Source organism: Paenibacillus sp. FSL R5-0749, assembly GCF_038595085.1.
Classification (GTDB): domain Bacteria; phylum Bacillota; class Bacilli; order Paenibacillales; family Paenibacillaceae; genus Paenibacillus.
In genome coordinates this window covers 2,098,146-2,122,312 of the sequence record NZ_CP152005.1, presented here as the reverse complement: position 1 = coordinate 2,122,312, position 24,167 = coordinate 2,098,146, and the positions used below count along the sequence as shown (strand labels likewise).

Annotated in this window: 21 protein-coding genes; 2 read left to right on the top strand and 19 right to left on the bottom strand. The window is 46.1% G+C overall.

Annotated features, from left to right (window positions below):
* Nucleotides 1-31 precede the first annotated feature (31 nt).
* The 8 genes from polA to MKY85_RS09545 all read right to left on the bottom strand — a co-directional run bounded on the left by polA (nt 32) and on the right by MKY85_RS09545 (nt 10,150).
* On the bottom strand, nt 32-2,686 hold the full coding sequence (gene polA, locus MKY85_RS09580; protein WP_339303172.1) for a DNA polymerase I: 2,655 nt from the start codon (nt 2,684-2,686) through the stop codon (nt 32-34).
* A gap of 238 nt (nt 2,687-2,924) precedes the next feature.
* On the bottom strand, nt 2,925-3,584 hold the full coding sequence (gene phoU, locus MKY85_RS09575) for a phosphate signaling complex protein PhoU (protein WP_017689478.1): 660 nt from the start codon (nt 3,582-3,584) through the stop codon (nt 2,925-2,927).
* A 63-nt stretch (nt 3,585-3,647) separates the two neighbouring features.
* Nucleotides 3,648-4,403 (bottom strand): phosphate ABC transporter ATP-binding protein PstB, encoded by a 756-nt coding sequence (pstB, locus tag MKY85_RS09570; RefSeq protein WP_339260134.1) that lies wholly within the window; start codon nt 4,401-4,403, stop codon nt 3,648-3,650.
* Between the two features lie 234 nt (nt 4,404-4,637).
* Nucleotides 4,638-5,819, bottom strand: coding sequence for a methyl-accepting chemotaxis protein (locus tag MKY85_RS09565; RefSeq protein ID WP_342572454.1), 1,182 nt, complete (start codon nt 5,817-5,819; stop codon nt 4,638-4,640).
* Nucleotides 5,820-5,971: 152 nt separating this feature from the next.
* Nucleotides 5,972-6,700 carry a response regulator transcription factor gene (locus MKY85_RS09560; RefSeq protein WP_339241021.1) on the bottom strand — a complete coding sequence of 243 codons (729 nt, stop codon included), beginning with the start codon at nt 6,698-6,700 and terminating at the stop codon, nt 5,972-5,974.
* 116 nt (nt 6,701-6,816) lie between these two features.
* The gene (locus tag MKY85_RS09555) at nt 6,817-8,637 is read right to left on the bottom strand and encodes an ATP-binding protein (protein WP_339260130.1); all 1,821 of its coding nucleotides are present in this window, start codon (nt 8,635-8,637) and stop codon (nt 6,817-6,819) included.
* Between the two features lie 43 nt (nt 8,638-8,680).
* Entirely contained in the window at nt 8,681-9,028 is a 348-nt protein-coding gene (locus MKY85_RS09550; protein WP_339241017.1) for a cupin domain-containing protein, read from the bottom strand.
* A gap of 252 nt (nt 9,029-9,280) precedes the next feature.
* Nucleotides 9,281-10,150 (bottom strand): SDR family oxidoreductase, encoded by an 870-nt coding sequence (locus tag MKY85_RS09545; protein ID WP_342572453.1) that lies wholly within the window; start codon nt 10,148-10,150, stop codon nt 9,281-9,283.
* A 407-nt stretch (nt 10,151-10,557) separates the two neighbouring features.
* On the opposite strand from MKY85_RS09545, the gene MKY85_RS09540 reads away from it, so the two are divergent.
* Complete coding sequence (locus tag MKY85_RS09540; RefSeq protein WP_339241012.1) at nt 10,558-12,117, top strand: histidine kinase N-terminal 7TM domain-containing protein; 1,560 nt, start codon at nt 10,558-10,560, stop codon at nt 12,115-12,117.
* 261 nt (nt 12,118-12,378) lie between these two features.
* Here MKY85_RS09540 and MKY85_RS09535 read toward each other — a convergent pair whose 3' ends face one another.
* The 4 genes from MKY85_RS09535 to citZ all read right to left on the bottom strand — a co-directional run bounded on the left by MKY85_RS09535 (nt 12,379) and on the right by citZ (nt 16,448).
* Nucleotides 12,379-12,804, bottom strand: coding sequence for a hypothetical protein (locus MKY85_RS09535; protein WP_124113831.1), 426 nt, complete (start codon nt 12,802-12,804; stop codon nt 12,379-12,381).
* 134 nt (nt 12,805-12,938) lie between these two features.
* Complete coding sequence (gene mdh, locus MKY85_RS09530; protein ID WP_150365727.1) at nt 12,939-13,880, bottom strand: malate dehydrogenase; 942 nt, start codon at nt 13,878-13,880, stop codon at nt 12,939-12,941.
* A 15-nt stretch (nt 13,881-13,895) separates the two neighbouring features.
* Nucleotides 13,896-15,188 carry an NADP-dependent isocitrate dehydrogenase gene (gene icd / locus MKY85_RS09525; protein ID WP_076330335.1) on the bottom strand — a complete coding sequence of 431 codons (1,293 nt, stop codon included), beginning with the start codon at nt 15,186-15,188 and terminating at the stop codon, nt 13,896-13,898.
* 147 nt (nt 15,189-15,335) lie between these two features.
* The gene (gene citZ / locus MKY85_RS09520) at nt 15,336-16,448 is read right to left on the bottom strand and encodes a citrate synthase (protein ID WP_342572452.1); all 1,113 of its coding nucleotides are present in this window, start codon (nt 16,446-16,448) and stop codon (nt 15,336-15,338) included.
* A 531-nt stretch (nt 16,449-16,979) separates the two neighbouring features.
* On the opposite strand from citZ, the gene ytvI reads away from it, so the two are divergent.
* Nucleotides 16,980-18,098, top strand: coding sequence for a sporulation integral membrane protein YtvI (gene ytvI / locus MKY85_RS09515; protein ID WP_339303181.1), 1,119 nt, complete (start codon nt 16,980-16,982; stop codon nt 18,096-18,098).
* A gap of 106 nt (nt 18,099-18,204) precedes the next feature.
* On the opposite strand, the gene MKY85_RS09510 is transcribed toward ytvI, so the two are convergent.
* The 7 genes from MKY85_RS09510 to MKY85_RS09480 form a co-directional block, all read right to left on the bottom strand.
* Nucleotides 18,205-18,603, bottom strand: a complete 399-nt coding sequence (locus MKY85_RS09510; RefSeq protein ID WP_076209101.1) for an FxsA family protein — start codon at nt 18,601-18,603, stop codon at nt 18,205-18,207.
* A gap of 7 nt (nt 18,604-18,610) precedes the next feature.
* Entirely contained in the window at nt 18,611-19,147 is a 537-nt protein-coding gene (locus MKY85_RS09505) for a thioesterase family protein (protein ID WP_342572451.1), read from the bottom strand.
* Nucleotides 19,148-19,249: 102 nt separating this feature from the next.
* Nucleotides 19,250-20,677 (bottom strand): pyruvate kinase, encoded by a 1,428-nt coding sequence (pyk, locus tag MKY85_RS09500; protein WP_062833547.1) that lies wholly within the window; start codon nt 20,675-20,677, stop codon nt 19,250-19,252.
* 105 nt (nt 20,678-20,782) lie between these two features.
* Nucleotides 20,783-21,814, bottom strand: a complete 1,032-nt coding sequence (locus MKY85_RS09495; protein ID WP_339241000.1) for an acetyl-CoA carboxylase carboxyltransferase subunit alpha — start codon at nt 21,812-21,814, stop codon at nt 20,783-20,785.
* Nucleotides 21,815-22,708: an acetyl-CoA carboxylase, carboxyltransferase subunit beta gene (gene accD / locus MKY85_RS09490; RefSeq protein ID WP_339240998.1), complete on the bottom strand. Its 894-nt coding sequence runs from the start codon at nt 22,706-22,708 to the stop codon at nt 21,815-21,817. It lies immediately after the preceding gene.
* Nucleotides 22,709-23,114: 406 nt separating this feature from the next.
* Nucleotides 23,115-23,303, bottom strand: coding sequence for a glutamate decarboxylase (locus MKY85_RS09485; RefSeq protein ID WP_339240996.1), 189 nt, complete (start codon nt 23,301-23,303; stop codon nt 23,115-23,117).
* A gap of 284 nt (nt 23,304-23,587) precedes the next feature.
* Nucleotides 23,588-24,079 carry a phosphatidylglycerophosphatase A gene (locus MKY85_RS09480; protein ID WP_339240994.1) on the bottom strand — a complete coding sequence of 164 codons (492 nt, stop codon included), beginning with the start codon at nt 24,077-24,079 and terminating at the stop codon, nt 23,588-23,590.
* Between the last annotated feature and the right edge of the window lie 88 nt (nt 24,080-24,167).

The window sequence follows — 24,167 nt, the reverse complement described above, 5'->3', positions numbered from 1 at the left end:
TAAAATACCGGAAAAACCGCGCGCTGCTTGATTATTTCGCTTCGTACCAGTTATCCCCAAAGCTGACTTCAGCTTTCAGCGGAACTGACAGTTCCAATGCTTTTTCCATGACCGAAGGCACGAGTTCTTTCATCAGCTCCAATTCATCGGCAGGCACTTCGAACACAAGTTCATCGTGCACCTGAAGCAACATACGGCTCTTCAACTTGCGTTCCCGCAGTGCTTCATCCATCTGTACCATGGCCAGCTTGATGATATCTGCCGCAGTTCCCTGAATAGGTGTGTTCATCGCCGTACGCTCTGCGAAGGAGCGCAGATTGAAGTTGCTGGCATTAATCTCTGGCAGGTAACGACGTCGCTCAAGCAGCGTTTTAACGTAACCATCCTGGCGAGCTTCTTTCACAATGTCATCCATATATCGGCGCACACCCTGGAATACTTCAAAATACTGATCAATAAACTGCGCTGCCTCTTTACGAGTAATGTGCAGATTCTGTGATAAGCCATAATCACTTATTCCATATACGATACCAAAGTTAACTGCCTTGGCGGAACGACGCATATCCCCATCCACATCCTCAGGCTTCACGCCAAATACATCCGAAGCAGTCTTCGTATGAATATCCATATCATTGACAAATGCTTCCTTCAAGCGCTCATCGTCCGAAATATGTGCCAGAACACGCAGTTCAATCTGGGAATAGTCTGCTGCCAAAATGGACCAACCGGGTTCGGAAGGAACAAATACCTTCCGGATTTTGCGACCTTCTTCCATCCGAATCGGAATGTTCTGCAAGTTCGGGAATTGACTGCTAAGTCGTCCCGTTGCAGCAATGGTCTGACGATAATACGTATGCACCTTGCCATCTCGATCGGAGATCTCTTTGAGCAGTCCTTCCACATAAGTAGATTGCAGCTTGGCAAGCTGACGATATTGCAGGATATGCTTAACCACATCATTATAAGGCGCTAATTTCTCCAATACTTCAGCATCTGTGGAGTAGCCTGTTTTTGTTTTCTTCACGACCGGCAAGCCCAGTCTGTCGAACAAAATCTCCCCCAGTTGCTTCGGCGAATTCAGATTGAATTCTGTCCCTGACAACTTGTAAATCTCAGCCATAAGTCTGCTGATATGCTCTTCGAACTCGCTTCCCAGCGCCTGCAAATCGGCTGTATTAGCCTTAATACCCTGCTTCTCCATATCTGCCAGAATACGCGACAACGGCATCTCCAGCTCATGGAAAAGTGAGTTCATCTCATCGCCCTCCAGCGCCTGTTCCTGGAGAGGAATAATCGCTGCCACAGCAGCAGCTTTCCGGCAAAGGAAATCGCCCAGGATCTCTGCTTCCGGCACCTTATACTTGGCCCCTTTGCCCATAACCGTGTCATCCTCCACGAGTGATGGCAGACCATACTTGGTTGTGAGTCCACTAATTGTCTGGTTGGATTCCGTTGGATCAAGCAAATAAGCAGCCAGCTGTACATCGAATGATGCGCCAGCGAATTCAATTCCATGTGCATGTAGAGCCAGGTCTACACGATGAAGATCATACCCGCGCTTTGGTTGTTCTGAATTACCAAGCCATTCCCGCACTGAAGCAGCAGCATCGGAATGAAGCAATTCGGGAGATATGAACGTGTAGGTTCCAGCGGAACCTACAGCAAGTCCAATCAATTTTGCTTGGTGCGGGTTATCCCCATGTGTCTCCACGTGGAGGACATCAATGGAACCCAGGGAACTGAACAGCTCGCCTATGTTGTCCTCTGTTGCAATGGAGGACTCTACCTCGGCAGCAGGGACCGCTTCCTGTTCAGAAGCCAGGCTGCCGCTGAACGACAGACGTTCGAGCAAGGATTTGAATTCCAGCTTGGCCAGTGCAGGGCCAGCCTGTTCTTCTTTTAAACCGCCGAATTGCATATCCTCCCACGTCTGCTCAAGCGGAACTTCCCGGTGAATTGTCGCGAGTTGCTTGCTCATCCGGGCATCTTCGGCATGGGCCTCGATCTTTTCCTTCATCTTGCCTTTCAGTTCACTTGTACCATTCAGCACATCCTCCACCGATCCGAACTGGTGCAGCAGCTTCAACGCTGTTTTCTCTCCGACTCCGGGAATACCCGGAATATTATCAGACGCATCGCCCATCAGACCTTTGAGATCAATGATTTGCAGCGGCGTCAGACCATAACGCTCCTTAATCTGAGCAGGATCATACAGTTCAATATCGGTTACCCCTTTACGTGTCAGTCCGATATGTACATGTTCAGAGGCAAGCTGCAGCATATCTTTGTCACCCGATACAACAAGCACCTGTCTGCCCGCTTCATCTGCGCGTTTGGTCAACGTCCCGATAATGTCATCCGCTTCAAATCCTGCCAGCTCAAACTGGGCAATGCCAAGTCCTTTCAGCAGTTCTTTGAGCAATGGGAATTGCTCTGACAACTCTGGTGGTGTTTTCTCCCGACCACCCTTGTATTCCTGATATCCTTCGTGTCGGAACGTAACTTTGCCTGCATCAAATGCGACCATCACATGTGTAGGTTTATGCTCTTCAAGCAGTCTCAGCAGCATCGTGGTGAAGCCATATACGGCATTGGTATGCAGACCTTTCGAGTTGGTCAGAGGCGGCATTGCAAAAAACGCCCTGTAAATAATGCTATTTCCATCTATGAGAATAAACTTGTCCATTCCAGCACCTCGCGTATTATATGGTCAACCTCTTCAAATTACATCTATTCTCATGATACCATACCCACCTGTCACATCAAAAAGAATAGCCTCTTTTCACTTCATTTAATCGCAAAAAAGAACCTCCTCCACAGACAGCTGTACACAGCCTACCTGAGAGAAAGTCCTTTTCCATTCATATGATTGCATTACTTAATCAGCACTGATTCCCCAATTCCAAAGCCAAAGCAATACTCTTCTATTGATTCAGATCCGGACGTTTACCTGTGACCAGGTATACCGTGCTCTCACCAATGTTGGTTGCATGGTCGCCAATACGTTCAATGTAACGTCCGACCATCATCAGCAGCATAGCCTGAGAAGCCTGATTCGGATGCTCTGTCATTAACGTGTAGAGATCACTGATCATGTGGCTGTACAGTTGATCGACCTGATCATCCGTCTGAGCCATTTTGTAGGCCAGATCTGTGTTTTCTTTCAGGAAAGATTCGATGGATTCATCAATCATGGATTTCACGATTTCTGCCATCTGCGGGATATCCACCAGAGGTTTAATCAGCTTCTGTCCATCCATCCGGAGTGTCACCTTCGCCACGTCGAGAGCAAGATCTCCCATACGCTCCAGATCACTGGAGATTTTGAAAGCCACGATAATACGTCTGAGGTCCTTCGCCACCGGCTGTTGTGTAATGATCAGTTTGGAGCCAAGCTCCATAATTTTGTCTTCAAGGGCATTCAGATTCGCATCATTCTTGATGATGACCTGAGCTTTCTCCGCGTTCATCGTTTGTAAACTCTCAATAGCCCCATCCAGTGCTGCTCCTACATGTTCACCCATTTGCTTGAGCAAGGTACGCAGCTCTTCAAGCTCCTGATCAAATTCTTTTCTGCGAATCATAGATTTCATGTCCTCCTTATCCATCGTCTCCGGTTATGCCGGGATCATTCCAACTCAGCTCGCTTAACCGAACCTTCCAGAGATATAATCCTCGGTTCGGGAATCTTGCGGTGTGGAGAATAACGTCTCCGTATCAGCTGCCTCCACCACTTCACCATTCAGGAAAAATACCGTGCGTCCAGATACCCGTGCCGCCTGGTGCATATTGTGGGTAACCATAACGATGGTGTACTTGTGATGCAATTCCTTCACCAGCTCCTCAATTTTCAACGTGGAGATCGGGTCGAGTGCCGACGTTGCTTCATCCATCAGCAGAACGTCAGGCTGTACAGCCAGCGCCCGTGCAATACAGAGACGCTGCTGTTGTCCGCCAGACAGACTCAGTGCCGACTTTTTCAATACATCCTTCACTTCATCCCACAGTGCCGCATGGACAAGACTCTGTTCCACCAACCGATCCAGTTCAGCCTTCTGGGTTACCCCATGCAAGCGTGGTCCATAAGCGACGTTATCATAAATAGATTTAGGGAACGGATTCGGTTGTTGAAACACCATGCCGACCCGTTTGCGCAGTGTCTCCACTTCAATCTCATTACTGTAGATATCGGAGCCATTCAACATAACCTGTCCTTCCACACGAACACCCGGAATCATGTCATTCATCCGGTTCAATGTGCGAAGCAATGTCGATTTACCACAACCTGACGGCCCGATGAACGCAGTAACCGTTTTTTCCGGCAGATCCATCGATATATTTTTAAGCGCGTGATGCGTATCATAGTATAAATTAAGTTTATCAATGTGAATGAGGTCCTTCATGGATGTTCACTTCTCCTTCGCTGCAGGGACACGAAAACTCCCTTTACGTTGAGACCGATGCTGATAATCGTTCATCGCTACTCGGCCATCTTTAATATCCTACCCTCTCATTGTAAAAACCGTATCACTTTCATGTTAACGGAATGTAAAAAGACATCCTTAACCTTCATGATCTGCGTAATGGATCAATCTGATTCCTGATGTCTGCCTTAGCCTTATGGATTGCCTTATATTTTACTCACTATTCAAAACCATCTCATCCAGCTTTGTACGAATATGCTCTGCGACTTCTCCAGCTTTTCCGCCTTCCATGGCAATTTCCTCTGCTATACGGGACAGATCTCTCACCGCACTGTTCAGTTGCCGGAACGTGGCTCCCCCTGCAGTGACATGTACCGAACTGTCATCAATCTCCGCTCCGCTTGCCTTAACCAGTTCTACGGTCTGAAGGGTCAGTCCACCAATATTCTCCAGCAATGAAGACATGTTGCCTGCAACTTCACGGGTCTGTTTCGCCAGCGCTCGAATCTCGCCTGCAACAATCTGAAAACCTCGTCCATATTCACCGGCATGTGCTGCTTCGATGGAAGCATTCAGGGCAAGGAGCCCACTCTGATCTGCCAGGGATCGAATGGAATGTGCCATGCCTGAGCCTGTTTTGATCGAATTCAGCATGTGATCCGCATGTTGTCCTTGACTCTCCATGTGCTGATGTACCTGGTTATAGGAAGCATCGACATGCTTCAAACTCTCTTCGCCCCGCTTGGACAATGCCATGATCTCCCGGGCCTCATGAACGGTCTGATTCGCTGCATGCACCAGCTTGGTAACTGCTTCATTAATTCTCGTTATCTCCTGCCTGCTCTCCGATACCGTACGAACACGTTCTTCGGAAGACGCTTGTTGCAATCTGCGGGAGAGCGACATCACATCACGCATCGTCAGCACACCGAGCAGTCGATCCTGATCCGTAACGAGTAGACAATCGTAGAAATGTTGTTCATTCCGTCCAAGTGCGATATCGATAATTGTGGTCGCTTCCATATGAATATCTGCAATAACCGGTGATGTGTTCACGACTTGTATGACCGGCTTACGGTAGAATAGATCTGCGGCAAAACGGCCGTTTAACATCCGATATAACGTCTCTCTCATTAACAATCCAGTAGGTTTCATCTGCTCATCACATAATACAATGCAAGGGTACTCCTGACCCTGATTCATCATCGTCGCTGCTTCTCCACAGGTTGTGTGGACTCCGGCGACAGGAACCTGGCGGTAATAGTCTTGCAGATGGATTACAGGTTCTTCAGCAACCACCGTTACTCCATGATACTGTTGTTCAGGCGTCGTTAATTCTTCGTTATGTAAAACAACATGAGGCTGGTCAGGTTTCACTTCGAGCAACATGGGCATAAATGCGCAATCTCCTTTACGTATTAGCTCCGTCTTGAGATAGATTATGTAGGTATAAAGTATCACCCAGATAAGTCCATGCTACTCCCTCTACGTAAAGGAACATCCTCCTTTATGTTAAACGAATGTAAAATAAAACTCCCCGATCATTGCTAACTTGAATGATGGGGAGTTTTTCTTTTCACAACCAATTTATAACCTACACCACGAATGGAATCAATGTGAACCGATTCTGGGTCCAGCTCCAGCTTTTTGCGTAATGAGCTGACGTGTACGTCCACTGTTCGTTGACCTCCGATATAATCGAAGCCCCACACCGCGTTCATCAGATCATCCCTTGTCAGTACCACACCCGGCTTTTTGGCCAAATATAAAAGAACTTCGAATTCTTTCGGACGCAGACTGATGGATTGTCCACCCAGTGTCACTTCATATTTCAGAGGATAAATCTCAAGCTCTCCCAGAATAATTCGTGAACCATCCTTGTCATCAGGCTGTGGTAAGTCTTCACCATTGGAATAACGTCTTAATACGGCATCCACTCGGGCTAATAACTCAGATACACCAAATGGTTTGGTAATATAATCATCGGCACCCGATTTCAGTCCCTGTACTACCTCGGCTTCACCGTTCTTGGCGGTTAGAATGATAACAGGTGTACTTACCCCCTGTATTCTTAACTTATTCAGAATGTCCAGACCATTCATGCCCGGAAGCATCAGATCAAGCAAAATGAGATCAAATTCCTGAGACAAGGCCCGATCATATCCTGCAGATCCGTGATCCTCTGCCGTAACGTCATAACCTTCCTGTGTCAGGTTATACGTGAGTAATCTCGATAATGTAGGTTCATCCTCAATAACTAGCAAACGCTGTGCCATGATACCCCTTCTCTCTTCATAGGTTGTCTGTTGCCACAACACTTTTTCTATCATAGCACTAAATTGTTAACGCGGTGTAAAACAAAACAACCTTTTTACATTTTCCTACTTTATGTCTAGATCTCTTCATCCTGAATGAATGGAAGGATCACACGGAACGTTGTCCCCATGCCCAGCTCACTCTCAACAGACAATTTGCCATGATGCAATTCCACCAGATGTTTCACGATGGAAAGTCCAAGGCCCGTGCCCCCTGAATTACGGGATCTGCCTTTATCAACGCGATAGAATCGTTCGAAGATCCGCGGCAGATCTTTTTTCGGTATGCCAATGCCAGTATCCGACACCGCAAAGACCACTTCATCGTCGTTATCCATTGTCACCTGTAACTTCACTCGTCCGCCATCCGGGGTATAGTTGATTCCATTGGATAACAGATTGATGAAGATCTGCTTCATCTTGTCCTCATCCGCTTCAATGTACAGTTCCTCCGGAACATGCATTTCCAGACGAATCTGCTTTTTCTCCGCCACCTTGGACAGGGTGCCCAGCACCATTTCGAAGAAAGAGTGTACATGAACCGGTGAACATTGCAAAGGCGCGCGTTTGGATTCGATTTTGGATAACTCCAGAATATCCCCAATCAATCGGTTAAGTCGATCTCCTTCATCATAGATGATTTTCAGGAATGAACGCTCCGTCTCCTTATCCTGTACCCCGCCACTGAGCAACGTTTCGGCAAAGCCCTTGACCGCAGCAACAGGTGTTTTAAGCTCATGTGAGACATTCGCGACAAACTCACTGCGCATCGACTCCAATCGGCGAATCGCCGTCACGTCCTGCAACAGGAACAACATGCCTCGATACCCGCCATCATCTTCCGACATGGGTACGCCATCAATACGGATCAGTTTTTCCTCCGGGTTGAACACACTCACTTCTTCGTGCATCCGATCTTTCAGTGCAACACTCTCTTCAATGGTACGTGTTAATTCGTAGTGTCTTTTCAATTCAGTATAAGGCTTACCCGTAACTTTTCCTGCCTGAATACCAAGCATACGCTCTGCTTCCCGATTAACCAATGCAATGGATTGCCCTGCATCGATCATGACAATGCCTCCGGTCATGTTCGCGAGGACGCTCTGTAGCAAGGCTTCATTGTCACGAATCGTCTTCAGCTGGGACTGCAAGCTGTCTGCCATTCCGTTGATCGCAAGCCCCAACTGTCCGATCTCATCTCTACGCGTTACATCAACTCTCGCATCGTATTCCAGCTTGGTGATTCGATGAGCCACTTTTGTAATATGCTCAATCGGGGAGGTTAGTCCGCGTGCAACCCGATAACTGACAAATGCGACAATTAAGAACAGCAGTCCAAGTGCAGCAAACATAATCATCCAACCACGCTGAAGACCCTGATCAACCGCATGCAGACTCATTGAAAGACGGATGTAGCCATCAAATTTGCCGCTGGGCATTTCAATCATGTCACTTTGATCCGAATTGACAGGTAGTGCTACATACAGCATGTCCTGTCCCAGTGTTTCACTGTACCGTATGGACTGCCCGTATCCATCCCCAACCGCACCCAGAATTTCTTCCCGGTTCAAGTGATTATCCATCGCTGCCGGATTACTCTCGGAATCTCCAATGACGGTGCCGTCTTTATTGATGAAGGTCACCCGGGAATCCGTGAGGCGATCCAGTTCCAGCGCCCGATCTGAATAGTACTTTCGTGTGGCTTCCGAGGTTGGATCACTTGCATCATGGAAGGGAAACGTGGCTTTGAGCAAATTAATCTCCCGCACCATGGTTTGCTCCAATGCGGTTATGTGCGTAGTTTTAAACACTCTGCCCATTGTATATCCAGCTACAATGACGGATACACCGATCAGCACCATCATAATGATGGCAAGGCGAATTCGGAACGGTCTCATCTATCTCTTCCTTTATGATCAGATTAACATCTAATAATTGGCTCTATATTGAATCCAGTTCAATTCGGTCACCACGGGTGCCGGGATTGGAAATAACGAGAAACTCCACTTCTTCGTTGCTACGATTCATCATCTGATGCGGCATTCCGGGTGCAATCTCAATTCCTTCATGGGTTTCCAGCACGAACATTTCTCCGTTTAGTTCCATATATGCTTCACCACTAAGGATGAAAAAAAACTGACGGCTTACCGAATGAACATGTCGTGTTTCAGTCGTTCCTGCAGGCATTCGCTCATGAATGATGCTCAATTTATCGTTTTGAACAAGGTGCCAGCCATCGCACTGTGCACCCCATATATAATGCGCTGCATTCTGTTTGCTCATTTTCATATGACTTATCCCTCCAAGTATAATTGCTCGATCTATCATATCACAGATTAGAGAGATTCCAGTCAGCAAAGCTATTCGTACCATATCATATATGTATCAACGCAGATGCAGACTTTTGTAAACAGCTGCTAAACCGCATCTTAGACTTGCACAATTCCCTGATATAAAAAAGACGCACCGCTCAGCCATGCTGAATGCGATACGTCTCTCTATATAATCAATCCTATACGGATTCCGAATCATCTTAAAGCATTACCCGTTTACCACTTCACCGCCATTTACATGCATTACCTGTCCACTCACATACGATGAATCATCCGAAGCCAGATACACATATGCGGGAGCCAGTTCATCCGGTTGCCCTGGACGTTTCATCGGCTGGGTTGCGCCAAACTCACTTACTTTTTTCTCGTCAAAGGTGGATGGAATGAGCGGTGTCCAGATCGGCCCTGGTGCAACGGCATTAACACGAATTCCCTTCTCAATCACATTCATCGACAGAGAACGAGTGAACGAAGTGATTGCTCCTTTGGTAGATGAATAATCAAGCAAGGTCGGGCTGCCGCGATAAGCTGTGATGGATGTGGTGTTAATAATCGTACTGCCTTTCTTCAGATGTGGCAGAGCTGCCTGCGTCACATAGAACATGCCGAAGATATTGGTACGGAATGTTCGCTCCAGTTGCTCTGGTGTAATATCCTCCAGATTCTGCTGTGGGTGCTGTTCCGCAGCGTTATTCACGACAATGTCCAGTTTGCCCAATTCATCCACCGTCTGCTGAATCGACTTCTTCGCAAAGGCATCATCACCAATATCTCCAGCTATCAAGATACACTTGCGTCCTTCTTGTTCCACTTGGCGCTTCGTTTCCTTGGCATCTTCGTGCTCGCTCAGATATACAATGGCGACATCTGCGCCTTCCTTGGCGTATGTAACAGCTACAGCCCGTCCGATCCCACTGTCACCCCCTGTAATGAGCGCTACCTTTCCCGTCAGTTTACCTGCTGCCTTATATTCAGGCTTTTCAAATTCGGGTCTAGGATGCATCTCCGACTCGATTCCAGGTCGTTGATCCTGATGCTGTGCTGGCATTGTTTTTTCGTTTTGTGGTGTGGTTGACATCTAACATTCTCCTCTCAAAATGTGAACATGTTTGGATTACAGAAGACACGGACTTTAGCTGTAACCTTCCTTGTCTTTCGTTCTCTGAAAAAGTCTCATTCTGTAGGATGGCATGAACAGTCCAGATTATTCTTCTGTGATGAAAAGCAACTCAAGGCTCGGCGTGCTGTCTCTATCAGCGTCCTACCTTCTATTCGTTATTTACCACGCTCTTTGGATATCAAACAATCGATTTGCTTCAAAGCCTGTATTGCCAGAATTCGAAATTTATTCGAAATTAGACTGTTTCATGATACAAAGTGTATTCCTATGCTCCTTGGGCTGAGGTACAATGTACAGTATACAGATATGCTTTAGCTATCATTTTTACTGGTTTAATCATCCTAATCTAACATGGAGACCTGACAATGGAATCGCATATTAATTCATATATAACACTCGTAGCCACTTCAGCCGTGCTGAATGTCTTTTTGTGTTTATATACCTATTTCAGAAGATCCGAGATCCCCAGCTCCAAAATATTCATCCTCTACACAGCAGCACTCTCCATATACACGTTTGGATATGCAATTGAGCTGGCCAGCAACACGCTCGAGCAGATGAAGTTTTGGACCACCGTGGAGTATATAGGCATGCCCTTCTCCGCATCTCTTGGCCTCATGTTGATGATAAAATATACAGGAAAAACGTTATCCAAAAAGGCCACTGCCGCATTGTTTGTAATCCCTTCCATTACACTATGTATGGTAGCAACCAATGATTTTCATCATCTTTTTTATAAGAAAGTATGGCTGAGAGAAGATAGTCCCGTACCTCTGATGGATATCGCAGTAGGTCAATGGTATGTTGTACACGGCGCATTCACGTTCTCATGTCTGTTGTGTGCCTGCCTCATTCTGATCGGTCAATGGAAACACACCAAGAAGATGTACCGTCGACAATTACTTACACTGATTACTTCACAGATTATTCCTATGGTCGCAGCTTTTCTGTATTTGCTTGGCTTGACACCTGGTGGGATGGACCCCGTGCCGGTTCTCATGTGTATTACATCTGCGATGTATATCTGGGCCATTCTATCCTCTCGTCTCCTGACCATCGTGCCGATTGCTAAAGACAGTATTTTCGAGAGCATGCGCGAAGGAGTTATTGTACTGGATAGTTCCAATCGTCTGGTAGATTATAATCGATCACTTCGTGACATGTTGCCAGAGCTTAACCTCACCATGATTGGACAACCCTTGGATGAGATATGGCTTACTCTTGCCGGTGAGACTTTTCCCGTTCAATACGAGAAGGAAGGATTGCAAACGGATCTGTACTGGCAGTTAGCAGGTGAAACCGTCTGTTATCAGGTCAGAACATCTTATGTGTATAACAAGGATGCACAGATCGTGGGTAGCCTCATTATGCTCATTGATATAACAGAACAACGTTTCTTGCAAGAACAGCTAAAACAACTGGCTTATTTCGATGGTCTGACCAAAATCTATAATCGCACTCATTTTTTGCATAAAGGACGGGAGATGTTAAGCGAGGCTCGTCTTAATCAGCAGCCTGTTTCATTTATATTATTTGATATCGATTATTTTAAACGCATCAATGATACCTATGGACATGATGTAGGTGATCAGGCCATTATCCATGTAGTCTCTGTATGTAATCGATATTTGAGCCCTGAGATGTTGTTCGCCCGTTATGGAGGAGAAGAATTCGTTATCTCCCTTCCGGATACCTCTCTTCAAGAAGCCAAAGAACTTGCAGAGCAACTGAGAGTTGCCTTGTTGAATTCCCCCTTAGATGTTAAGGGAAATCCTATTACGCTGACCTCAAGCTTTGGTATCTCCCAATACAATGGAGGCATTGATTCGCTGGAATCCTTGTTACGTGATGCTGATACTGCGCTCTATGAGTCCAAGCGGAATGGTCGAAATGCTGTGTGTGCATATGCTATGAGTGCAACCTAACCCATGTAGACCTTACCTGATGGAGCATGGACGATGATATGTATGGTAAAGACTGCTGTAGTACCAACTCAAATAAAACAAGGAATGCTGATTCAACTTGGTAATAACAAAAATAGACAGCCGATGTGGCTGTCTATTTTCCATTTGTTTCCCGTAACGCTATCTTACATCCCATTCAGCTTGTCCTAATTACGTTTGCAAACGCTTAAGCAATGGAGACTAATACATCGTTGTAGGATGGATTAACCGTCCGCTACGCACTTAGATGACCTGATTATTCACCATCAGATACACCATGATAAGCAAGAATACAGCCAGAAGTGTACTGAACATACGGATCTTGCTTTGCTCAGGACCTACATCACGCTTGTTTTTCACACCTTCTGCAGCGAGTCGTAGCGGTTTGCCCATAATTCCTCCAATAGCGGCAATGGCCAAGAGAAGGACAACAACAACAGCCATCCAGACATGAGAATACTCACCTTTTGTCATCAGGTAACCGCCTGTTAGAAGTTGGATTACAAGTCCATACTGCGCGACTTTGTTCAAAGAACGTAGCGATGCAAATGCTCCCTCTTGTGCTGCAGCATTCAAAGTACGGATTTTACCGACCACAAATGGCAGAATCAAATAAAATCCCATCGCCAGTGCTCCAATAATATGGAGCAGATACATAATCATTGTCAAAATTTTCATCCTCCTCAACATTTTCGGTGTGCTATACATCACATCCCATTATACTGGGGATCTTATCCAAAGAAAAGAAAACCTCCGGGTTACCGGAGGTTTTCTTTTAGCTTCTGTTCAAAAAGTTCTCAAACTTACAGGTTTACTACTGAAATGACGTTACGAACCGAATCAGCAGATTTATCCAAGCCTGCTTTTTCTTCCGTTGTCAGGTCAAGCTCGAATATTTTCTCAATGCCGTTACCACCCAGAATGGTTGGTACACCGAGGAACAGATCATGATAGCCATATTCACCTTCAAGATAAGCGATGACTGGAATGATACGTTTCTTGTCCTTCAAAATCGCTTCGGTCATCTGAACAAGTGAAGCCGCCGGTGCGTAATACGCACTGCCGTTACCAAGCAGATTCACAATCTCACCACCGCCAACACGGGTGCGCTGCACGATGGATTCGATCCGGTCAGCCGGAATCAGGGTATCGATTGGAATGCCTCCCACGCTCGAATAACGAACGAGAGGCACCATATCGTCTCCGTGACCACCAAGAACGAATCCACGAACATCTTCAACAGATACGTTCAGCTCTTGCGCAATGAAGGTACAATAACGTGCTGTATCCAGAACACCTGACTGACCAATAACACGGTTTTTAGGAAAACCAAGGGTCTGATAAGCTGCATAAGTCATCGCATCTACCGGGTTACTTAGAATAATGACGATGGAATCAGGGCAATATTTTTTCACATTTTCACAAACGGACTTCACAATACCCGCATTCGTATTGACCAGATCGTCACGGCTCATACCCGGTTTACGGGCGATACCAGCGGTGATGATTACAATCTCAGAACCTGCAGTATCTTCGTAGTTGGAAGTACCGACGATATGACTGTCAAATCCTTGAACAGGACTTGCCTCCATCATATCGAGTGCTTTCCCCTTCGTCGGGTTCTCCAGCTGAGGAATATCAACCAGCACAACATCCCCGAGTTCTTTTTGGGCAAGCATTAATGCGGTCGTGGCGCCGGTAAAACCGGCGCCGACTACTGTGATTTTTTTGCGCTGAATAGTCAAGATTCACATCTCCCCTTACAGGTTTTTAATGATTTGATCCGCGAATTCAGAACATTTCACTTCAGTAGCGCCATCCATCAGACGTGCAAAGTCATACGTTACTGTTTTATTGTTAATGGATGTTTCCATACCTTTGTAGATCAGGTTAGCTGCTTCTTGCCATCCCAAGTGCTCAAGCAACATTACTCCGGACAGAATAACGGAACCAGGGTTCACGACATCTTTGTCCGCGTATTTAGGTGCAGTACCGTGAGTTGCTTCGAAGATAGCATGTCCTGTCACGTAGTTGATGTTCGCTCCAGGAGCGATACCAATTCCGCCAACTTGCGCTGCAAGTGCATCGGACAGATAGTCACCGTTCAGGTTCAAGGTTGCGATAACATCAAATTCGCCTGGACGAGTCAATACTTGTTGCAGAGCGATATCGGCAATCGCATCTTTTACGATGATTTTACCAGCATCTTCAGCGGCTTTTTGTGCTGCATTCGCTGCATCTGTACCTTCGTTATCTTTGATGATGTCATATTGTGCCCAAGTGAATACTTTGTCAGCGAACTCTTCTTCAGCCACTTCGTATCCCCAGTTTTTGAAGGCACCTTCGGTAAATTTCATGATATTACCTTTGTGTACCAAGGTAACACTCTTACGGTTATGATCAATTGCGTATTGAATTGCTGCACGTACCAAACGTTTTGAACCTTCGGAAGAAACTGGCTTGATACCAATACCGGAAGTTTCAGGGAAACGAATTTTGTTAGCACCCATCTCCTGTTGCAGGAACTGGATCACTTTTTTCACTTCTTCAGAACCTTCAGCATACTCGATTCCTGCATAGATATCTTCCGTATTCTCACGGAAAATAACCATGTCTACCAGCTCAGGACGTTTAACCGGAGAAGGTACACCGTCGAAATAACGAACAGGACGCAAGCAAGTATAGAGGTCAAGCTCTTGACGCAGGGCTACGTTCAGGGAACGGATACCGCCACCGATTGGTGTAGTCAATGGTCCTTTGATCGCTACGATATACTCACGAATGGCTTCCAATGTATCATTCGGCAACCACTCACCGTATGTATCGAATGCTTTTTGTCCAGCAAACACTTCATACCATGCGATTTTTTTGTTGCCATCATAGGCTTTTTCAACAGCTGCATCCAATACACGTTTGGAAGCTTTCCAGATATCACGGCCTGTACCGTCACCTTCGATAAATGGAATGATTGGGTTGCTAGGTACTTGAAGTGTACCGTTATCAATTTGAATTTTTTCGCCTTCAGTTGGGTGAGCAAATTTTTCTAATTTCATAGTTAAAATTCCTCCTAGGTTTCATATATGCAGTATTCATCATACCACTAGTCTTGTGGAGAGAAGGGTCCTGAGAGCTTAAGCTAGTAACGCCTCTACTTTCCAACCCTTCACCTCGTCCATATTATTATACTGTTTTTGTGGCTATTAGCGAAGTTCAATAGAAACGTATTTCTGTTCTGTAGGGCCAGTGTACTCCGCACGTGGACGAATGATGCGATTGTCCGCAAGCTGTTCCAAAATATGCGCAGTCCATCCAGACACCCGGCTGATGGCAAAGATCGGAGTGAACAATTCCTGTTCGATCTCCAGTTGGGTATATACAGAAGCAGAATAGAAGTCTACGTTAGGCTTCAGTCCTTTTTGTCCTGTAACCAGTTCCTCGATCTTCACTGACATATCATACAGGCGCGTATCATTGTTCATCTCGCCAAGTTCTCTGGACATCTTCTGTAGATGCTTGGCACGTGGATCACCGTTTTTGTACACCCGATGTCCAAAGCCCATGATCTTTTCACGATTATTCAATTTTTCCTGAATTGCCGCTTCAAGACGATCAGGCGTACCGATCTCATTCAACATTTTCATAACGGCTTCGTTAGCACCACCATGCAGTGGTCCCTTCAGTGCGCCAATGGCGGAAGTTACACCGGAATAGATATCCGACAGCGTAGCAACCGTTACACGAGCTGCAAATGTCGAAGCATTCAACTCGTGATCCGCATGCAGGACAAGGGCTTGGTCCAATGCTTTCACTGCGATCTCGGATGGTTCTTCACCAGTCATCATATATAAAAAGTTCTCTGCGATGGAAGCGCCTTCTTTTGGAGCCACAGGTTCTTTTCCCTGACGGATACGGGCGATGGCTGCCACAATCGTTGGCAACTGTGCTTGCAACTTAACCGCTTTGTTCTCATTCGCTTCTGTTGTCATCTCATCAGCTTGCTCGTCGTACAGTGCAAGTGCAGAGACAGCGGAACGAAGTGCTGCCATGGTACTGACGTTTTTCGGATACAATTGGATTTGTGCAATCAACTCGCTCGGAATCGGCGCGTAATCGCTCAGGCTTTTACGAAGGGATTTCAGTTCATCCGTTGTTGGCAATTTACCAAACCACAACAAATAGGCAACTTCTTCAAAGCTGGCATGTTCAGCCAAATCGTCGATATCGTAACCACGGTATGTGAGCACACCGTCTACAATAGAACTGATCGAAGAGGTTGTTGCAACGATGCCTTCCAGACCTTTGGTAGCTGTCATATTACATCTCTCCTTTAATAAGCGAAATCAGGAACCATTCCAGAGTGCATATAAGTGCCAAAGTGCACCTATCCTCTTTTTGTAAACATTTTCATTTTAAAATTAACAAATATTTCAAAATGCGGTTTTCCTATCTGTCAATCGGTATTTACTTATAACATCATACTGGATTTTGTCGTTTATGTGAACATGATGAGAGTTCATTCGCACATCAAACTTCTTTATCGGACCGATAAAGCATTTTTGAAAGCCTTTACAAAAACAAGGTTGACATTTAATGTTTTTTAAACAATTCTGTCGTATGAAGAACTTTATATTGCTATATTCTGTAATACTAAGGCATACTCTAGGCAAAAGAAAGAATCCAGGCGGAGCTTGCTCAAAATGTTAGCTCTTAAACAAGCTCTGGTAACCTTCCGGCGTTTCAAAACGTGGTAAATGCTCTATATTAATTAAGATAGCCATCTATTCTTAATACTGTTTTATAGATCATACATAGGTCGGCTTAATTGAAATAAGGAGAGTTGATGCTTGGATAAAATTATACTGAAACGTCTGCTCCGCGGCTTATGGGTTATCATTGCGACCATTCTGATCGCTGTTGCCATATACTTGCTGTTCCCGCTTCTGTATCCTTTTGCGATTGCCTGGATTATCGCTTATGCCATGAATCCATTAGTGAAACTGCTTCAGCATCGAGCACGGTTCCCCCGCTGGCTGGCTGTGACTCTTTCATTGATCGTTTATTTTGGTGCCATTGCGGTGGTGCTATCAGCGGCGATTACCCGCATGGTAAAAGAAGTCATTTCACTTACGACAAGCTTTGATCTTCATGTGGATGAAATCAAGGACACATTTGTGCGCTGGACCCAGAATGACACCATTCAGAGTTTGATTGGGCAGATCAATGAATTTTACAAAGAGAATCCCAACTACCAGGAAACCATTAACAGCAATATCAGCAAAACGACCGAAACGGTAGGTACAGCCGTGACGGATCTGGTCACCGGATTTTTCAATATGGTTCTGAGTCTCCTGACTTCCCTGCCCAACATGGGCGCGGTGTTAATTGTTGTTCTGCTGTCTACATTCTTCATCAGCAAAAGTTGGACCCGGCATAGTATCACCGTCTCGGGCTGGGTGCCCTCTTCCATTCGCAAGCCCATATCAGATATATGGACTGACCTGAAAAAGGCCTTGTTTGGGTATGTAAGAGCACAATTGATCATGATCTCAATTACAGCACTATTTGTCATGATTGGACTGCTTATATTGCAAGTGAAGTCAGCATTTACCATCGCTCTGTTTATTGGTCTGGTCGATCTGCTTCCTTACCTGGGTGTTGGTCTGGTCATGGTACCTTGGGCTGCATACCTGTTTATGAACGGGGATCTGTATCTGGGCATTGGCATTAGTATTATCTATCTGATTTTACTGATTGCCCGTCAGATTATTGAGCCGAAGGTACTTGCAAGTAGTGTAGGGCTCGACCCACTCGCCACATTGGTTGGCATGTTCGTGGGTTTGAAGTTGTTCGGTGTTCTGGGCTTAATTATTGGCCCTGTCAGTCTCGTGATTCTCGATGCGTTCAATCGGGCTAACGTATTACGCGACCTCCGAACGTATATCATCAACGGACGTGTCCGATGAGGCATCATCCTATGCGATGAGTACACAGGAAAAGCGGAAAAGGCTTCGTTCAACAGAAATCATCTGCTGAGCGGAGCCTTTTCCATTATGCAAAACAACTGGTGTTTCATTTCGGACGACGATAAAACGTAATTTTGCCACTTTTCATTTTTTTCTCCAGCCATCCCAGGAAGAACAGACGATAAACCGGACGTGTTAATGGAAATATCAGTGTAAACCCGATCAGATCCGTTACAAAACCTGGAATCAAGAGCAAGAAACCACCGACAAAAATAAAAAGTCCATCGACCATTTTTCTTCCAGGTACCTTGCCACGCTCCATCTCGGATTTGGCGTCTACAAGTACTTTTCGCCCTTCAAACTGCAACATTGCTATACCAATCAAGGACGTGAGAATCATGAGAAGCAATGTCTTTCCGGCTCCGATCCAGTCACTCATCAGAATAAAACCAAATAATTCAATCACCGGAATGATTAAGAGTAAAGCCCACATCCATTTTCGCATTGACGTATTACCCCTTTCCCGAAAGCCACACCTTTTCAAGCGCGCTGTATAGCTCAGAGGCTGCCTTATCCAGCCGAACTGGCTTCCAGTCTCCATTTACCCACACATGCTGGGTAGAACCTGTAACCAGCCGTTCTCCGGGGAGTGATTCATCAGCTGACCATACCCGTTCTCCAATCGCCATATGCTCATCAGGTTCTTCAGACATGCGTCTTATGTCGTACTCATAGTTCAGTCGCAGACCACTAAATGCAGCAATACGGGTGAAAATGATAATCTCATCATCATATCGGGCAGGCTTGTGATACTTCACATCCAGTCCGGTTACGGGAAGCAGTAACCCCTGTTCCTCCATTTTACGATATGTATACCCCATTTGGCGAATCATCTCAGTTCGACCGATTTCAAACCAATTTAAATAGTTCGCGTGGTAGACCACGCCCATCTGGTCACTTTCTTGATAGCGTACACGAAGACGTGCCGCATACCAGCTACCATTGATCTGTTCTCGCACGTGATCGGCCTCCTTCGTTCTAACATTCATACGTGTTACCTCGCTGCAAAGTGTCAATAAGATGGAAAAAAAAGCAACGGGACAATAACGCCCCATTGCTTCTTTCCTGTTGCTTCTCCATCCAATACGCTATTAAGCGTTGTTTGGAATTTGGCTTACTTTAATCAGGTTGGTAGAACCGGAACGACCCAAAGGTACACCTGCTGTAATCACAACCAGGTCTCCTTCTTTAACCAGTCCGGATTTTACGCCGCCTTCAATTGCATTTTCGAACAAAGCATCCGTGGAATCAACCAGTCTTCCTTTGACAGGAGTTACACCCCAAGCCAGAGCCAAACGACGGGAAGTTCTGTCTTCCGTAGTTACAGCGATGATTGGAGATTCTGGACGATACTTGGAAATCATGCGTGCAGTGTGTCCTGATTCAGTTGAAGTGATGATCGCTTTTGCGTTCAAATCTTGAGCTGAAAGGGCAACTGATTGACTGATTGCTTCCGTAACAGTTGTTTGTTGAGCAACACGTTGCTTCAGATACAGCTCTTGGTAAGGCAGAGCAGATTCTGCTTTTTCAGCAATACGGGACATGGTCAGAACGGATTCAACCGGGTATTTACCCGCAGCTGTCTCACCGGACAACATGATTGCGTCCGTGCCATCGAAGATCGCATTCGCCACGTCACTCGCTTCAGCACGTGTTGGACGTGGGTTACGCTGCATGGAATCCAACATTTGTGTAGCTGTGATTACCGGTTTACCTGCAACATTACATTTTTCGATCATGCGTTTTTGTACCAATGGTACTTCTTCCGCAGGAATCTCAACACCCAGGTCTCCACGAGCAACCATCAGGCCGTCAGATACTTCAAGGATCTCATCGAGGTTATCGACACCTTGTTGGTTTTCAATTTTGGAGATGATTTGGATATGTCCAGCATTGTGTTTTTCAAGCAATTCACGAATCTCAAGTACGTCACTCGCTTTACGTACAAAAGAAGCCGCGATGAAATCAACACCTTGCTCAATACCAAATACGATATCGTTAGCGTCTTTTTCGGTGATACCCGGCAGAGAAATGGCAACGCCCGGAACGTTAACACCTTTTTTGCTTTTGATCGATCCGCCGTTAACGATACGGCATTTGATCTCGGTGCCTTGCACTTCCACCACAGTCAGTCCGATCAGACCGTCGTCGATCAGAATTGTAGATCCCGGTTCAACATCATTCGGAAGATCTGTATACGTAATGGAAAGACGTTCTTTGGTTCCAAGAATTTCTTCTGTTGTCAAAGTGATGTACTCGTCTTGAACCAATTCGATCGGTTCTACTTCGAGTTTACCTGTCCGAATTTCCGGTCCTTTGGTGTCCAGCAAGATCGCTACTGTTTTGTTCAACTCTTCGCATGCTTGGCGAATCGCAATGATCCGTCCGCCGTGCTCATCGAAATCACCGTGGGAGAAGTTCAGACGGGCCACATTCATACCGGCCATAATCAATTTTTTGGTGTTCTCCAGAGATTCACTGGATGGACCAATGGTACATACAATTTTCGTTTTACGCATTTTGGGTTTCCTCCGATTTTAAAGGTATTACTCTTTATCTATTTTTCTTTTTCCAACTATTAAATTTACTATACTTTTGCTCATTTGTATAGGAAATTCGTCACACTATTCAACATTTCCCGACAAATTACTCGCGGCATCTACTTCTACAAGCTCTTGAGGAGCTTCAATGGATGCTTGAGGTTCAAACGTGACCGATCCAATTTTACGGAATTTCTCATACCGATCCTGTTTCAGCTGATCCCCGCTCCAACCCTTCATCTCGTCGAGATGACGGATCAAAGCTTCACTGATGAAAGCAGCAGACGCTTCATAATCCCGATGAGCACCGCCGCGTGGCTCAGGCACGATCTCTTCAATAACTTCCATCTCCAGAAGGTCCTTGGCTGTTATTTTCATCGCTTCAGCCGCTTGATCTGCCTTGGATGCATCCTTCCAGAGAATCGAAGCAGCCCCGTTCGGAGAGATCGCAGAATAGATTGCATGTTCCAGCATCAACACACGATTACCCACAGCCATAGCGAGAGCACCGCCGCTTCCACCTTCGCCGATGACCACAACTATAACAGGAACCGAAAGCTTCGCCATTTCCATCAGGTTGCGAGCAATAGCTTCCGATTGACCTCTCTCTTCTGCAGTATTACCCGGATACGCCCCTTTAGTATCAATAAACGTAATAATAGGACGGCCAAATTTGTTCGCTTGTTTCATCAGACGAAGTCCTTTTCGGAAACCTTCCGGATGAGCGCTGCCGAAAAAGCGGGCGATGTTATCCTTCGTATCTTTCCCCCGCTGTTGTCCGATTACCGTTACTGTCTTTCCATTCAACTTGGCAAGCCCGCCAACAACCGCAAGATCGTCTCCGAACATGCGATCACCGTGCAGCTCAATGAAGTCCGTAAATATCAATTGAATCAGATCTAGCGCCGTTGGGCGTTGCTGGTGCCGGGCCAGATGCATTTTCTGTGCTGCCGTTATGCCAGTGTAAATCTCTTCTTCAAGTCTATGGTAACGTTCTTCCAGGCGGGCAATCTCGTCCGTGAAGTCGATCCCTTTTTCCTGTCCAAACTGTACGAGTTCATCAATCTTTTTGCGCATCTCAACCAGAGGCGCTTCATATGGCAACTCACCCGCCATTTAGACCCCTCCTTTTTCACTATGCATATCCAGAAGCTTGCCAAGAGTGGCCCGAAGTTCTTTCCGGTGCACAACCATGTCCAGCTGACCGTGCTGCATATTAAATTCAGCCGTCTGGAAATCATCAGGTAACTTCTGACGGATGGTCTGTTCAATAACGATTCTGCCGGCAAAACCAAACACAGCGCCAGGTTCGGCAATATTAATATCGCCCAGACTCGCAAAACTTGCCGAGACTCCACCTGTCGTCGGGTCCGTGATGACCGAAATGTACAGCCCACCCTGTTCATCCAAACGGGATAAAGCTGCGCTTGTTTTGGCCATTTGCATGAGGCTGAGAATACTCTCCTGCATCCGGGCACCACCTGATGTGGAGAAAATGATCATTGGCAAGCGCTTCTCTGTTGCATGCTCAATGGCACGGGTAATTTTCTCCCCTACAACCGAACCCATGCTGCCTGTGAAGAAATCAAAGCTCATGACAGCCACAACTACAGGCAGGCCCTCAATGGTACCTTCCCCTGTAATTACCGCTTCCTTCAGGCCCGATTTCAGACGTTGTTGTTCCAATTTGTTGCTATATCCAGGAAAGCCAAGCGGATCAACTGATATCATATCAGCGTCAAACTCAACAAACCCTTGATCATCAAGTACCATAGCAATGCGCTCCATAGCGTTAAGACGCATATGGTAACCACAGGCAGGACATACTTTCAGATTTTTCTCCAATTCCTTGCTATATTGAATGGTGCCGCATTTGCTGCACTTGTTCATAAGCCCTTCAGGTATTTCACGTTTTGGGCGTTCTAGGACTTCCTGGCCTTCGCCGGGAAGTGCACGCTCGGAAGGTATGGTAGCGTACTTCCGTTTCTTCTGGAATATATCTTTGAACACAACTACACCTCTCCAGCCGTTGATTTGATGGCCGCAACCTGCAGTGCGCTGCTTGTGACAGCTTCATCCGCGTGCTACGGTAAACCGCTTACGACCCACACGCTGCCATGGGCCTTGTCCAGCATTCACAACAAAAAAATCCGCCGGTACAGGGCAAGGATCAGCGGCTTCTGTCAGCACGATTGATATTACCTGCAATAACCGAAAGATTGTTGCGCCGATGTTTTGAATCTATCTAGGTAGGGTCTCCGGGAGCAACCAGGTCGGTCCTAGTCCTAACAAAAAAAGAAGGAAGGACAGCAGCATACAATACATGCAAGTCGATTCCTCTCTCCGCTTACGCGGTTAGTCCCTTATGTACCGATGGTACTTCTTCCTCTGCCAAGGCACGTCGATGTCGAACGAATCAGGAATGCAGAATGGAATTCAACACTTCCTGGACCTCTTCCAATTCCCCAGAAGGGACGCGAATCTCAAATTGCTGCTTGGATAAACTGATGGGACGGGTCTGTACCAGAAAACCTTCTTCCGAAAGCCTGGTCTTAATCTTGTCCGCAACCTTTGCTGTCGGCGCAATGTAAATCACCGTCCACATGCCTTGTCCGCCCCCTAAGCTAATGTTCAGAGCCCGTATATTGGACTAATGATAACATACCTCACTTTTTTTCTGCAAGAAAGGGTTCGGGACCTTGGGGGAGAATTTGGGATCATGAGGGACATTAGTCCCCCACAAATAACTCATATGGTTGACGAAATCTTCTTATTGATACTTCTTCCATAAGCAGTCCTAAACGTATCAGGGCAGCGTCAGCCGCCCTTGGAGACCTTCATATAAGTCATAAGATTGATCACGGCATGCAGGCATGGAAATACAGGGGGTTAAAGGTCTGAGGGGTATTTTTTGGCTTTAATATTTTTGTGTGCAATCCGGGCAGAAGCTGCAGCGGCCACCCCTGCAACCAGGTCATCCAAAAAGACATGAATGGCTGTTGCATGTTCATTCAAATCATGAATGACACCTATTTTTTCTTTATCCAGATAACCAAAGCTGGTTAAACCAATCATACCATACACATGAGTAATGCCGAGGGCCAGAGTCTCGTCCACTCCATACAGGGATTCATCCGCTTCCATAATAGCTTGTAACGGTTGGGGCAAGAGTCGCTTCTCCGCAAGTTCGTCGAGAGCAATACCTGTATAAAGTGTATATTGCACCTCTCGTTTCTGCAGAACGGATTTCACGCTGGTAACACAGTCGTCCAAGGTCAGTTCGGGGTGGTACCCTTTTTGCAGACGGTATACAATTGCGGCGATTGCATCAATCTGTACCCCGCGCCGGGCCAGCATGGCTTCTACGATTTCATATGACATATCTCGACCTCCCGCATCAATACCCCGAGGACCACTCGGTCCTTCGGTGTTCTCAAGTGTATGCAGTAACCTGTTAAAATGTTCATAA